The sequence below is a fragment of the Acetobacter aceti genome (assembly GCF_002005445.1).
Lineage (GTDB): Bacteria > Pseudomonadota > Alphaproteobacteria > Acetobacterales > Acetobacteraceae > Acetobacter > Acetobacter aceti_B.
The window spans coordinates 1,242,999-1,256,183 of record NZ_CP014692.1; the positions used below are offsets into that span (position 1 = coordinate 1,242,999).

Consider the following 13,185-nt stretch of genomic DNA (forward strand, 5'->3'; position numbering starts at 1 on the left):
TGGGGCATATAAATGTTTTACGCTGAATCTATGTCGTCTCTGATACTTCGGTTGCCTGTGTCGGGCGTATTTGAGAGCACGTCACCGACTGCTATAGCGTCGGGATGAACTATCGCCATCTCTATCACGCAGGCAACTTTGCCGATTGCATGAAGCACGCGCTGCTGACAGCCCTGCTGCACGCCCTCAGCCGTAAGAATACGCCGTTTTCCGTCCTCGATACCCATGCCGGCATTGGCCTGTATGATCTGTCCTCTTCACAGGCGGAGGCGACCGGCGAGTGGCGGGAGGGAATTGGTCGTCTGCTTGATCTTCCACCCGACATGCCAGATCTTGAGCCACTGGAAGACTGGCTCGCGCTCGTGCGTCAGGTGATGAAGGAATATGCCGGGAAGATGATGTATCCCGGCTCGCCGGAGATTGTCCTGCGGGCGTTGCGTCCCGGCGACTCTCTGGTCTGCTGCGAACTGCACCCGGAAGACCAGCGGGCTTTGCGACGCCTGTTCCACAATAACTCCACTGTCTCAGTGCATTGCCGCGACGCCTATGAAGCTGTGACGGCGCTGCTTCCCCCAAAAACCGCCAGGCGTGGACTGGTGCTGATAGATCCGCCTTTTGAAGAGCGCTCCGAATTCACCGATCTCGTGAAGGCCGTGACGACAGCACGCCAGCGCTTTCCGAGTGGAATTGTGGCGGTGTGGTATCCGATCAAGCATCGGTCGCCACCAAGAGCGTTTTTCAACGCATTGCAGGATACCGGCCAGCGAAACCTGCTGAATCTGGAGTTGACCATCCGTCCTCCCCTCGATCCCGGATTGTTGAACGGCTGTGGTCTGCTGATCGCCAATCCTCCTTTCAAATTTGATGAGGAAGGCGCTGCCATTCTGTCCGCTCTGTGCAAGTATCTTGGTGACGGAAACACGGAATCCCTTGTGGAGTGGATTGTGCCGGAATGAAGCGGATTGCGGTCATTGGGGCGGGTTCATGGGGCATTGCGCTGGCGCTGCAGGCGGCACGGGCCGGGGCCGCGGTGCAGTTGTGGGCGCGTGATCCGGGGGCAAGGCTGCCAAACGGTGCGATGCCGCGTCTTCCTGATTATCCGCTCCCTGAAGCTGTTACCGTGACAGACAGTCTGGTGATGGACGCGGATATGATCCTGTCCGTCGTGCCGATGAAGCACTTCGCTTCCGTGCTGAAAGATGTACAGACCTCGGCCCCTGTAGCCCTGTGCTGCAAAGGTGTTGAGCCCGATACCTTGCGCTTCCCGCTTGATATTTTGCATGACGCACGTCCTGATCTGAACGCCGCCGTCCTCTCTGGTCCGAATTTCGCGCATGAAGTGGCAGCCGGTCTGCCTGCCGCCGCTGTGATTGCGGCTTCGCAGCCGGGGTTGGCCCGCACTCTGGCCGATCTGCTCGGCACTCCGCGTTTTCGGCTGTACGACAGCGTTGATATCACCGGAGTGCAATTGGGTGGTGCCGCAAAGAACGTGATCGCGATTGCAGCAGGCGCTACCATTGGAGCCGGGCTGGGCGAAAATGCCCGAGCGGCGCTGGTGACACGCGGGCTGGCCGAGATCAGCCGTCTGGCCGGAGCTCTGGGCGGGCAGGCGGTCACGATGGCGGGGCTTGCGGGTGTGGGCGATCTGCTGCTGACCTGCACGGGGGGCTCATCCCGCAATTATCGGGTCGGACTAGCGCTGGGACAAGGCGAGACGCTGGAACAGACAGTCGCAGCTCTTGGTGGTGTGGCGGAAGGTGTTGCGACCGCGCAGGCTCTTTCCATTCTGGCGCGGCGGAAAGGCGTGGCTGTGCCGATTATCGACGCCGTCACGGATCTGGTGGAAGGCAGAGCCAGTCTGGACGTTGTCATGAACTGTCTGTTGATGCGACCTGCTGGTCCGGAAATACATTTCTGACAACTCTGTGAAGCCATTAAATTTTTTTACAAACGCTTTCTGATTTTTTTGATGTTAGCACCAAAGGGAACCTGATCCTGCAAAGGAGGAACCCTTGAAACGATCGCATTACTGGCTGCTTCTGCCTGTCCTCGCTGTTTCAGCCTGCATGTCTGCCCGGCAGGAAGTCGCGCAGAAGGAAGACCATCTGGCGGCGGCAGGATTTATTCTGAAACCGGCCAATACGCCCGCCCGTGCGGCGATGCTGACCCGTCTGCCTCCTCACCGCTTTCTGCGCCGGGACAAGGGCGATATGGTGACCTATGTCTATGCAGATCCGAATGTGTGCGACTGCCTCTATGTCGGTTCGCAACAGGCTTACGCGACCTATCGTGCCGCTCAGCAGGCGCAGTATATGGCTGACGAAAATCGGATGACCGCCGAGGCCTACGAGGATTCCTCGTGGGATTGGGGCTCATGGGGGCCGTGGGGAGGCGGTCCCGGTTATGGTCCGGGATACGGGCCGGGCTGGTGGGGACCGGGAATGGGCTGGTAACCGGCTAGAGCAGATCGTATTTGAATGCGTGCATTCAAATACGTGAAGATGCTCGTAAAAACAATGAATTAGAGCATATTCACCAGTTCGAATGTGTCCATTCAAACTGGATATGCTCTAGCCGTTCAGTCCTTTTCCTCGGTCGCCATGATCCGCCCGCTGGTCATGTCGGCCAGCCGATGGGTGACATCCTCCACCTGCTGAGCCGGAACGGCGACGATATAAGCCGCGCCGGTCGCATCGAACTCTTCGCTTTCGACGACCGCATCCAGAGCGGGCAGGCGTGATCCGACCAGTGCGAGGTCACTGAACGGACAGTGGAATGCCAGCCGGGTGCGTTCGATGACCTCGACCCGTTCAGCCAGTCGCAGGCACTCCGCCGCCGTTCCGCCATAGGCCCGTAACAGACCGCCCGCGCCGAGCTTGACGCCGCCAAACCAGCGTGTGACGACCACGGCGACCTTGTCCAGACCCTGAGCCTCGATCACCTGCAGGATCGGGCGTCCTGCGGTCCCGCCCGGTTCGCCTGCGTCATCGCTGCGATAGCGGGAACCGATCTTCCATGCCCAGCAGTTATGGGTGGCGTCGGGGTGGGAGACATCCCGGATGAAGGCCATGGCGGCTTCTTCAGTCTCGATCGGGAGAGCCATTGCCAGAAAACGGCTTTTCTTGATTTCCTTTTCGAAATCTGCCCGTCCGACCAGCGTCTCAACCATTCCCGATCAACCCTGTCGCCACACCCACAGGCGTGCGGCGCCGTGCGCCCGTTCGGCCAGGATGTCTGCGCTCTCCACCGGCGCCGGCTCATCACGGCCGGTTTCCGTGACGATCAGGGCGCCGGGTGCGATCCAGCCTGCTGACGTGAGGGCAGTGAGCGCCTGCGCGGGGAGAGACTGACCATAAGGCGGATCGAGGAACACCAGAGTGCAGGGTGTTGTAGCCCGTGGGGGTTTCAGAACAGTCGAGGCCTGAACGCGGCTTATGTCCTGCATCTGACAATCGCGCACGTTCGTCCGCAGAGCAGCCAGAGCGGGGCGGTCCACTTCGAAGAATGTGCAGAAATCCGCACCGCGTGATAGCGCCTCCAGACCAAGCGCGCCTGTCCCGGCAAAACCGTCCAGCACATGAGCGCCTTCAACACAGTCCCGCCCACCCCACGGGGCATGAAGCAGCATGTCGAACAGAGCCTGTCTCACACGATCTGCCGTGGGGCGTGTCGCCTTGCCTTCGGGAGCCCTCAGTGTCCGACCACGCCGTATTCCGGCGATAATCCGCATCAGCCGCGCCGCTTGGTGTCGATCTCCACATCGCGTGGAATCTGCGCCTTCATGACGCGGGACGGCACCTCTTCCAGTTCACCCGGTTTCAGCTCTCCCAGAGGAAACGGACCGTAGGACGTGCGAAGAAGACGACTGACATGCAGGTTCAGGGCTGTCATGACGCGACGGATTTCACGGTTTTTGCCTTCACGCAGAGAGACGGTCAGCCACGCATTGTCGCCTTTGCGGGAGTCGAGCGAGGCTTCGATGGGACCGTATTTCACGCCTTCGATGGAGCAGCCTTTGGCCAGTCCGGCGAGTTCACGCTCGTTCACCACACCGAACACCCGCACGCGATAGCGCCGCAGCCAGCCGTTCGAAGGCAGTTCCAGACGACGGGCCAGAGCGCCGTCATTGGTCAGCAGCAGCAGGCCTTCACTGTTCAGATCCAGTCGTCCCACACTGACGACGCGCGGCATACCCTCAGGCAGAGTCTCGAAGACTGTCTTGCGGCCTTCGGGGTCACGGTGCGTCGTCACCAGCCCGTCCGGCTTGTGGTAACGCCAGAGACGGGTGTGCTGTGGGCCTTCGACAATGTTGCCGTTAACGGCAACGACATCGGTGGAGGTCACGAACGTCGCGGGGTGTTCCACCACAACACCATTCAGCTTGATGCGGCGCTCAGCGATCATGCGCTCGATATCGCGGCGGCTGGCTACGCCACTGCGGGCAAGCCATTTTGCGATGCGGTCGCCGCGTGCTTCCGTCGTGTTTTCGTTGTTATCGTCTACCATACACCGTCTCCCGACACTGTTGCGTTCTGTGCGGCTTCTACAAAGGCCGTGAACAACGCCAGATCTCCCGGATCTATAAGAAATTCCGGATGCCATTGCACCCCGACACAGAAGCGTGCCGAGGGATCTTCTATTGCTTCGATAATGCCATCTTCCGCTCGGGCGGACACCCGGCCGCGCCCCGGATCACGGACCGCCTGATGGTGCGAGGAGTTTACCGCCATTGTACCGCGTCCGACAATCTGCCCAAGCAGCGAATAAGGCTCGATGCTGACGATATGTCCGGCCTGATCGCGTGGATTGGGCTGTTCGTGGGGGAGGGCAGTAGGCTGCTCGCTCGCAATGTCCTGAATCAGCGATCCATCGAGTGCGGCGGCAAGAAGCTGCATGCCGCCACAGATGCCGAGCACAGGAATGTCCCGTTTCATTGCGGCTTCAAGGAGCGCCATTTCCGCTGCGGTGCGGCCCGGCTTCAGGGTGGTAGTGGTTTCATTGCGCTCTTCGCCATAGAGCGCCGGGTCGATATCGAATGCACCGCCCGTGACAATCAGGCCATCAAGACGGTCGAGAATCTTCCCGGTCAGACACGGCGCATACGGAAGCGCTACGGGCAGACCGCCAGCCTTGATGACGGCTCCCATATAGTTTGCACGCAGGGCATACCATGGAAATGCGGAGTACTGCCCGGAGCCGCCCGGTTCCTGATCGAGTGTCACCCCGATAAGGGGCATGGGAGCGAATGAATCCATGCCGCTCCCATTAGAGGAAACGCCCTCTGTCGTATATGGCGACCGGCCCGATATTCAGGCCGTTTAAATCAGAACTGTGACTTGTCAGTGTGCTGATGAACGCGCTCAGCCTTGACGTGCGCAGGTTCCTGTTTTGAATGGATATGATCTGATGCTGCGAAAGCCAGGCCAATGGTGGCGGCGGCAAGAACCAGTGTCAAACTCTGCATGACCTTTCCCCCTTCCACGCTTGCCGATGTCTCCGGGACGTCGGTAGCCAGTGATAATTCAATCCGACCGACCCGACTCTCATCCCGGATGAGATGGAGAATTGTTACAGGCCGTGATACGCACTGTGACAGACAAAAAGTCTAGGAATCAAGCTAAAAACGCGCTCTCAGACATTTTTCTGCCACAAAAAATTCCCGCTTGGGTCTCTCTCATTGAAACAGAACGTGATGACAAGCAGTCGCTACAGAAATTTTGGCGGAATTCAGTCCTTTTCAGCCATGGATCTGGCGCTGGCTGAAGCCCATGCCGCCGCGCATAGAGAAGAGGTTCCGGTGGGAGCCGTCGTTCTGTCCGCTAACGGAGTCCCCCTGGCCAGTGCCGGCAATGAAGTCGAGGAACGGAATGATCCGTCAGCCCACGCGGAAATGCTCGCCATGCGAAAGGCGGCTCAGGTCACAGGATCGACACGGCTTGACGACTGCACACTGGTCGTCACGCTGGAACCTTGTCCGATGTGCGCGGCGGCGGCGGTGCATTTTCGTGTGCGGCGAATTGTCTTCGGCGCGTATGACCCGAAAGGCGGCGGGATTGATCATGGACCACGGGTCATCGACCATCCGACCTGCCTGCGTCATATCGAGATTATCGGTGGCGTGAGGGAGCAGGAGAACGGCCTGCTCCTGAAAAATTTCTTCAGGAAGCTGCGTCGATGAGTGCGTCAGGCAGGATGGTGGATACAGTCGCCTGCGCGGCTGATTGCAGGGTGTGACCAAAGTTTAACACTTGCAAGCTGAGTGTCTTTTCTTCCGGACCCGGAATATGCGGAGCCTGCATCCTTTTCTTTCCGCCGTTCTGAGAGAATGCGGCGAGCGGAAGATACGGGCAGGAGGTAACGGACGTTTCATCCAGCCGTATGGTTGGCGTTCGGCAGGTTCAGGCATTTTCCCTTTTGTATCAGGGGACGGATTGCTCTCTCGCCCGTCTCCGACCATCATCGGCTCAGGGTCGCCAGACGGCCCGGTTCAAGGGATTTATCGGAAAAGACATGCCAGTAAAGAATTCGTCGATCCGCCAGACCCGCAAGCGTTTCATGACGACAGCTGCCGTCATGGCGGGTCTCGGTGTCACAGCACTTGCATCACCTCTCGTTCCGGATCTGATTCCATCCGCTCTCGCCGATGCGCCAGGCCCCATCCAGCCGACCAGTCCGAACCGGACTATTCCTGATTTCGTGACGCTGGTGAAACAGGTGAAACCGGCCGTCGTGTCCATCACTGCGATGATCCGTCCCGACCCGGCTGAGGGTGAAGAACAGGGCATGCAGCAGTTGCCCTTTCCTTTTCCCTTCCAGATGCTGCCGCAGCAGCAGCGCCAGGCTGTAGAAGCTCGTGGGTCGGGTTTCATTCTGTCGGCTGACGGTTTTGTCGTGACCAATAATCATGTGGTCAAAGGGGCGACAAAGGTCACGGCGACGCTCGATGACGGCACAACCCTTCAGGCCCGCGTCATTGGTCGCGATCCGAAAACCGATATCGCGCTGCTCAAGCTGAACAGCACCAGAAAGCTGCCGTTTATCGAACTCGGTGAGTCCGACGATGTGCAGCCAGGTGAGTGGGTCATCGCCGTGGGCAACCCTTACGGGCTTGGCGGCACGGTCACGGCGGGTATCGTTTCCGCTCTGGGACGTGACATCGGCGACGGGCCTTACGATAACTTCTTTCAGGTCGACGCACCGATCAACCGGGGCAACTCGGGTGGTCCGCTCATCACACAGGACGGCAAGGTTGTCGGTGTGAATACAGCCATTTTCTCGCCGTCAGGTGGGTCGATCGGCATTGGTTTCGCCATCCCTTCCGACACCGTGAAAACGGTGGTGTCGCAGCTTCAGAAGACCGGTCATGTGACACGCGGTTATCTTGGCGTCGAGGCTCAGGTCATCTCGCAGTCCATGGCGAGCGCCCTGAACCTGAAGCCAGCGACCCCGGATGCGCCACCCGCGGGTGCGCTTGTCGCCAACATCACGCCTGACAGTCCTGCGGCCAAAGCCGGCGTCAAGGCGGGGGATGTGATCGTCAAACTGAATGGCAAAGTGGTTGAGACGCCTCACACATTGGCGGTGAAGGTTGCGGCCATCGCGCCGGGAACGGATGCCACGCTCACAGTGCTGCGGAACGGAACACCGAAAGATCTCACTGTTCACATTGTGAATCAGTCTGCAGCCAGCAATGCTTCATCCGCTGGTGCCGGAGCTCATGGTGAGAAGATCGGTGTGAGTCTGCAACCGCTGACTGGCGATATCCGCCAGCAGCTTGGTCTCGATCATTCCGTGCATGGCGTGGTGGTGTCGGACGTTCAGCCGGGCTCTCCGGCGGATCAGGCTGGTCTGCGTCCCGGCGACCTGATTCAGGCTGTTGGTGAACAGGCGGTCGAGACGCCATCTGCGGCCGTTTCCGCTGTTTCTGCGGCGCTGAAAGCGCGTCATGCCGTGATGCTGCGTATTCTGCGCGATGGTCAGTCGCTGTTTGTCGCTGTGTCTCTGGATGGTAATTCAGATAACAGCGCGCCGTCTTCCGACGACGACGGACAGTAGGAACTTCTGGTCTTCTGTTCCTGCTTTGGCGCAGAAGACCAGCATATCGCGCCGTAATACTTGGTTTGTGTTTATTGATTTATTTTCCAGCCAGTTTAAAAAAATACCATCCTCCCCGATGCGTGGCTTCGTAGTGGTCTAAAACGTAGCCGTTCCAGTGTGCCCAGAGAAACATGGCGGGTGTACCGAAGAGAAAGAAAAAGGCTGCAAAGCAGAGAGAAAATATAACAAGAAATGATTCCACGGGTTGGGATTTTGTGTTGTTTCTTATGGCAGCGATTATAATAGCAAGATAAAATATAGGAAAAAATAGCATACCAATTATTTTTCCATCAAATTGAAACATTTTTATATTAGATATTTTTTTTATAAAAGGAAAAAAATCGCCGTGAATAACAGAGAATACAATCCATGTAAATAAAATAGATAAAGATACGAAAAACAGGTGAATTAACACTTGAGCGGACTTTTTTGTTCCTTTTTTGCCTCTTGGCGCTTTAATAATGACAATTATTTTGTAATTTCTCATTTTATTTTCCAATTGTATAAATAAACTTACCGCTATAAAAGTAAATATACCTACCTTTTTTCTCAAGGTAGATAATAACGTCATTTATTGTCCTGAAATTTTCTCGTTCTTTTACGAAATCTATAGCCTTGGCAGTTTCACCCTGCTGTGAGTCTAAACGGGCCAACACCCAAGCAACACCTAATGATACCACTAATCCAACAGAAAAAGTTACTATTATCGGGATGCCGAATGAACTCAGGATGATTCCAATAGCTGTTCCGACAAAAGTAGCCAAAACAGTTTGAAAGATATCGCTCAGTATCGTGACGCCCAAGCGTGTCATATCCAATTTGTCTTGTAGAAGCTCATGGACGATATCCCAGGCGACAAGGCAGACAATGGAAATTCTGGTCCCTTTCAGAGCTTCGCCGATCATTTCCTTTCTGCCGATAATAAAACCGGCCTCTTTAACGATTGGATGATCACGTAAATAACGTGTTCCCGTCAATTTATCCCGCAATCCGAGGTATCCCTTGAAAATAACGATCTCTTTTCCGGCTTTGGTTGTGGCCAGATAGGCATCGCCCCAGACGCCCAGCAGCATAACCTGTTTTACAGCGCTTTTTGCATTCGAAAAGGCGTCTTTCCAACCTAATATATCTATATAAGTATTGTCCTTAAGTATTTCATTGACCTGATCGACAGTTGAAAAGGGATTGGCTCTATCGCAAAATCGATACACTGGCCGCATCATGGGGCAGCGCCATGCCATATGTTGCGCAATAGCGTGCGGCGAAGGCCTCGCGTTCCAGCCGTTCGCAATAATCGAGATAGCGGAGCAGCGCGCGTTCCGCCCGTGCCGTCCGGCCGTAAATACCCTTATGGTGTCGCCAGAGGAGCATCAGGTTAACCGACCATGCGTCATAGGCATGTTCCGTGACACGCCTGCGGATGCGGGCCGGCAACGCATCGAAAGCCGACCAGTCATCACCGTCATAACGACGTCACATCTCGTGGCGGAGGGTCCGTTCGTTGCTGATGGCGTTTTCAGACATCTTCCAGCGTCTCCTGCTGCTCCCAGATCGGGAAAGGAGCAGCCAGAAATGCTCTTTGGCCCGAATGACGCCCGGCCGTACGCTGTCGATGAAGAATTTGAACCGCTCCGGCACTAACGGACGCCGCGCCCGCCAGACAAAGCTGCTGATCCCGTATTCTTCGGTTTCCGGCACATGGTTCTGAAACTCGAACAGCTCCTTGTACCAGAGTGGATGTTTGTGGACCTTGTCATAATCGAACCGGTGAGTGTCCAGAATCTGTGCACAGGAAACGACGCCGTGATCCGCCTCGACGATGTCAGCATCGGCGTTCAGAGCCTGAATGATCTTGCGGGCCGCATCCCGCTGCTCCGGGGTGGCGCTTGAAACCTTGTTCAGAACCACGACATCAGCGAACTCAATCTATTCAACCAGCAGATCGACCAGAGCCCGCTCGTCGTCTTCGCCTACTGTCTCGCCGCGGTCATGCAGGAAGCCCGTCGAACTGTAATCTTTCAGCAGGCTCACGGCATCCACGACCGTTACCATTATGTCGAGCCGGGCAATGTCGGACAGGCTTTCTCCGGCTTCATCACGAAATTCGAATGTCGCCGCAACGGGCAGGGGTTCTGCAATTCCGGTCGATTCAATCAGCAGGTAATCGAAACGGCCTTCTTCTGAGAGCCGTCGCACTTCCTTCAGCAGGTCATCACGTAGGGTGCAGCAGATACAGCCGTTGCTCATGTCCGCGAGCGTCTCGTTCGTGCGCGACAGATCGCTGCCACCGCGCACCAGATCGGCGTCGATGTTCACGCCGCTCATGTCGTTGACGATCACGGCGACCTTCCGGCCTTCGCGGTTGTTCAGAACATGGCTGAGAAGCGTGGTTTTGCCAGCTCCCAGAAAGCCGGAAAGAACGGTTACCGGAAGTTTTTCGCTCATGACGGCCTGCCTTACCTGGATAGCGATCCAGCGATTATGCATATTATGTTATAATATAATAATTCATGGCAGAATCACGAACAGGGCAGCGTTGGAGGCAGGTAGGTGACTTCTGAAGGAAAGCTGTGAATCCAAATCCAATACCGGTTTGTGGTCACAGCCGGATGGCTCATCCTGGTCAGTGATGATTCGCCAGCTTCCAGGGGAAAGCTTTCGGGCTGACAAGGCCAATTCCGATACCGATGAGCACGACTGCAAGCGATACGGGGGTCAGCACACCGAACCCGGCGAGGGACAGGACCTGACCGCCGGTGGCTGATCCCAGCAGGATACCCACATTGCTTGCGCTGTTGATGGCGGCCCCGGCAACGTCAGCCTGCGTGGCATTGGCGCGAATGGCGCCCGACATCACAAAAGGCACAATGGCTGAAAAACCGATGCACCAGATGGCGATGGCGACGACGCACTCCCATCCAGTCATGATATGTCCGGACATCAAGCCCATGCCGACCAGCATCAGGACGCCTGCACACAGCAGCCCCAGAGCAGGTCGGCGATCCACCATCAGGCTGGCCAGCCACAGTCCGACGATGCTCAGACTGCCCGTGACAAGTAGAACAACGCTGAGATCGTTGTCAGCCACGCCATGTTGCAGCAGAAGCGGCGTCACGTACGTGTAGAGCAGATTGTGGGCAAAGAAGAAGACAACGTCCACAAGCACGACGAGGCCGAAGTTCCGGATCGCCTCGCGGGAGCGGATTGCCGGTACGCCACCCGGCGTGGCAGAGGAGGGGGCTGCGACAGGAGGCAGCTTGATGGCGATGAAGAGCAGAAGCAGGGCCGCCAGTCCTGTCATGATGAACATGGCGATGCGCCAGTTGGCGAAATGACCTATCGCCGCTGAACCCGGCACTCCGAGAATCGCCCCGAGAGACGTGCCGCCGTAGACAAAGGAAATGGCGCGTCCAGTCATGGCTGGTGGCACAAGCCGCGCTGCATAGGCCGCGACGACGGACATCAGCACCGCATGGGCGAGCCCTCCGATCATCCGCCCCAGGCAGAGAACAAGGAATGTGGGCGCTAGCGCGACAACGAGATTGGACGCAATGTAGCCACCGAGAGATAGCAGCACCAGCATCTTGCGGTCCATTTTTCCCGTGACGATGGTCAGCGGCACAGCACCGAACGCCACCATCAGAGCGAAGGCGCTGATCGCCAGTCCTGCCTGCCCCTCCTGAATATGGAAGGCCCGCGCCATATCAAGAAGAAGCCCGACAGGAGCAACCTCACTCGTCAGTGCGGTGAAAGTACAGGCGAAGAGCGCGCACAGACCGACTATCGTCGAACCGGGAAGTGTTTTGAAAAGCATGTCGTCCTTGAAATCAACAGGGCATGTCCTGCACGCACAGGACCATTCTCAGCCATAACTCATAATCAAGAACAATGTTTATATTTTATGCCAATATTGATGCAGCTTTTAGAAAGCTGTTCCGCATGGGGCTCTACTGATGTGGGTCGTTCCCTGTGCTGGCGGACGATGCGGGTTGCAGGGTGTTCTTCAATATCGTTGAGGCCGGGAAATCGACGTATTTGTGTGGAAAAACGAACGTCAGAACACCCCAGACAATGACAAGAAAAGCCGCAGCAAAAATAAACGGCGTAAAAGTCGGCAGCTTTCGGACCGGACGTTTTGCGGGCTCTTTCTTGGGGACAGGTTCGAAAATCGTGGCTTCGTCAGCCATGCAGCACCGTCTGGAACTCGTCCCACTCACGCCGTGACAGACCGGAGTTTTCCTGCGTCACGGTTTCTCCGGTCAGCATCTTGCGGAGCAGGGCGACCATGGTGGCGGAAAATGTCACCGCACCGACACGGTATTCCTTGAACGCGGAAGCCGCGATCGGCACCCATGCTTCGAGCATGGCCAGCATGACTTCGGCATAGGCACGAATTTCGTACTGCGCATGTGGGTCGATGCGCAGGGACAGGAAGTGCATCAGATTGTGTAGATCCACTTTCCAGTACCACTGCGTGTATGTGTTCAGCGTCAGGTTCATCCGTGCCAGCTCACGCGCCAGACCCGGACCATTCTCTGTGTCGAGCAGATTCTCGTAGGTGTCGTAGCAGCGAATGGCGTCATCCCGCAGCAGATTCATGATCTTCGCGGCGGTCTCGGCATCCAGCACGTCGCCGCGGCCCTGACGGTTGCTGACGCTCTGGGCAGCCATGTGCTCGGGGGAGGGGAGATAGAACTCCCTGTCGAGGATCGAGTAGCGCGCGGAATATTCGTTCACGTTGGCTGTGCGATGGCGAATCCACTGGCGCGCGATGAAAATCGGCAGCTTGATATGGAATTTGATCTCGCACATTTCGAACGGCGTCGAGTGCCGGTGACGCATCAGATAGCGGATCAGACCGGTATCTTCCGAGACCTTGCGGGTTCCTCGGCCATAGGAAACGCGGGCGGCCTGCACGATGGCGGCATCGTCGCCCATATAGTCGATGACACGAACAAAACCGTGGTCCAGAATCGGGTGCGCCTTGAAGAGAATCTCTTCCAGCGCGGGTACGGTAGGGCGTTTGGTCGTGGCCGTTGTCTGACCGTGCTCTTCGATTTCGGTGCGCTGGGCGTCGGTCAGGGGCAT

At 57.0% G+C, this 13,185-nt stretch carries 15 protein-coding genes and 2 pseudogenes; 5 read left to right on the forward strand and 12 right to left on the reverse strand.

Annotated features, from left to right (window positions below):
- The first annotated feature begins 104 nt into the window (after positions 1-104).
- The 3 genes from A0U92_RS05625 to A0U92_RS05635 all read left to right on the forward strand — a co-directional run bounded on the left by A0U92_RS05625 (position 105) and on the right by A0U92_RS05635 (position 2,453).
- Positions 105-956 (forward strand): 23S rRNA (adenine(2030)-N(6))-methyltransferase RlmJ, encoded by an 852-nt coding sequence (locus A0U92_RS05625; protein WP_077812376.1) that lies wholly within the window; start codon positions 105-107, stop codon positions 954-956.
- Complete coding sequence (locus A0U92_RS05630; protein ID WP_077812377.1) at positions 953-1,918, forward strand: NAD(P)H-dependent glycerol-3-phosphate dehydrogenase; 966 nt, start codon at positions 953-955, stop codon at positions 1,916-1,918. The genes A0U92_RS05625 and A0U92_RS05630 overlap by 4 nt, the downstream gene beginning before the upstream one ends.
- Positions 1,919-2,012: 94 nt before the next feature.
- Positions 2,013-2,453 (forward strand): hypothetical protein, encoded by a 441-nt coding sequence (locus A0U92_RS05635; RefSeq protein ID WP_187668874.1) that lies wholly within the window; start codon positions 2,013-2,015, stop codon positions 2,451-2,453.
- Between the two features lie 125 nt (positions 2,454-2,578).
- Here A0U92_RS05635 and A0U92_RS05640 read toward each other — a convergent pair whose 3' ends face one another.
- The 5 genes from A0U92_RS05640 to A0U92_RS17695 all read right to left on the reverse strand — a co-directional run bounded on the left by A0U92_RS05640 (position 2,579) and on the right by A0U92_RS17695 (position 5,464).
- Positions 2,579-3,169, reverse strand: coding sequence for an IMPACT family protein (locus A0U92_RS05640; protein ID WP_077812378.1), 591 nt, complete (start codon positions 3,167-3,169; stop codon positions 2,579-2,581).
- Between the two features lie 6 nt (positions 3,170-3,175).
- Positions 3,176-3,730 carry a 16S rRNA (guanine(966)-N(2))-methyltransferase RsmD gene (gene rsmD, locus A0U92_RS05645; protein WP_236748286.1) on the reverse strand — a complete coding sequence of 185 codons (555 nt, stop codon included), beginning with the start codon at positions 3,728-3,730 and terminating at the stop codon, positions 3,176-3,178.
- Positions 3,730-4,506, reverse strand: coding sequence for a pseudouridine synthase (locus A0U92_RS05650; RefSeq protein ID WP_077812380.1), 777 nt, complete (start codon positions 4,504-4,506; stop codon positions 3,730-3,732). Before A0U92_RS05650 ends, rsmD begins: the two co-directional genes overlap by 1 nt.
- On the reverse strand, positions 4,500-5,255 hold the full coding sequence (locus A0U92_RS05655; protein ID WP_077812381.1) for a gamma-glutamyl-gamma-aminobutyrate hydrolase family protein: 756 nt from the start codon (positions 5,253-5,255) through the stop codon (positions 4,500-4,502). Before A0U92_RS05655 ends, A0U92_RS05650 begins: the two co-directional genes overlap by 7 nt.
- Positions 5,256-5,323: 68 nt before the next feature.
- Complete coding sequence (locus tag A0U92_RS17695) at positions 5,324-5,464, reverse strand: hypothetical protein (protein ID WP_187668875.1); 141 nt, start codon at positions 5,462-5,464, stop codon at positions 5,324-5,326.
- Between the two features lie 279 nt (positions 5,465-5,743).
- Here A0U92_RS17695 and A0U92_RS05660 point away from each other — a divergent pair, with 279 nt between their 5' ends.
- The gene (locus A0U92_RS05660; RefSeq protein ID WP_077814275.1) at positions 5,744-6,178 is read left to right on the forward strand and encodes a nucleoside deaminase; all 435 of its coding nucleotides are present in this window, start codon (positions 5,744-5,746) and stop codon (positions 6,176-6,178) included.
- A 332-nt stretch (positions 6,179-6,510) separates the two neighbouring features.
- Positions 6,511-8,055 carry a trypsin-like peptidase domain-containing protein gene (locus tag A0U92_RS05665; RefSeq protein WP_408736100.1) on the forward strand — a complete coding sequence of 515 codons (1,545 nt, stop codon included), beginning with the start codon at positions 6,511-6,513 and terminating at the stop codon, positions 8,053-8,055.
- A 79-nt stretch (positions 8,056-8,134) separates the two neighbouring features.
- Here A0U92_RS05665 and A0U92_RS05670 read toward each other — a convergent pair whose 3' ends face one another.
- The 7 genes and pseudogenes from A0U92_RS05670 to thyX form a co-directional block, all read right to left on the reverse strand.
- On the reverse strand, positions 8,135-8,584 hold the full coding sequence (locus A0U92_RS05670; RefSeq protein WP_077812382.1) for a hypothetical protein: 450 nt from the start codon (positions 8,582-8,584) through the stop codon (positions 8,135-8,137).
- A gap of 1 nt (position 8,585) precedes the next feature.
- On the reverse strand, positions 8,586-9,320 hold the full coding sequence (locus tag A0U92_RS05675) for a hypothetical protein (RefSeq protein ID WP_077812383.1): 735 nt from the start codon (positions 9,318-9,320) through the stop codon (positions 8,586-8,588).
- Positions 9,289-9,621 (reverse strand): annotated as a pseudogene (locus A0U92_RS17700) (DUF6525 family protein). The gene A0U92_RS05675 and the pseudogene A0U92_RS17700 overlap by 32 nt, the downstream one beginning before the upstream one ends.
- Positions 9,622-9,660: 39 nt before the next feature.
- Positions 9,661-10,542 (reverse strand): annotated as a pseudogene (locus tag A0U92_RS05685) (GTP-binding protein); the annotation flags it as partial.
- 178 nt (positions 10,543-10,720) lie between these two features.
- Positions 10,721-11,911, reverse strand: coding sequence for an MFS transporter (locus tag A0U92_RS05690; protein ID WP_077812384.1), 1,191 nt, complete (start codon positions 11,909-11,911; stop codon positions 10,721-10,723).
- Between the two features lie 133 nt (positions 11,912-12,044).
- Positions 12,045-12,284 carry a hypothetical protein gene (locus tag A0U92_RS05695; RefSeq protein ID WP_077812385.1) on the reverse strand — a complete coding sequence of 80 codons (240 nt, stop codon included), beginning with the start codon at positions 12,282-12,284 and terminating at the stop codon, positions 12,045-12,047.
- Positions 12,277-13,185: an FAD-dependent thymidylate synthase gene (thyX, locus tag A0U92_RS05700; RefSeq protein WP_077814277.1), complete on the reverse strand. Its 909-nt coding sequence runs from the start codon at positions 13,183-13,185 to the stop codon at positions 12,277-12,279. The genes A0U92_RS05695 and thyX overlap by 8 nt, the downstream gene beginning before the upstream one ends.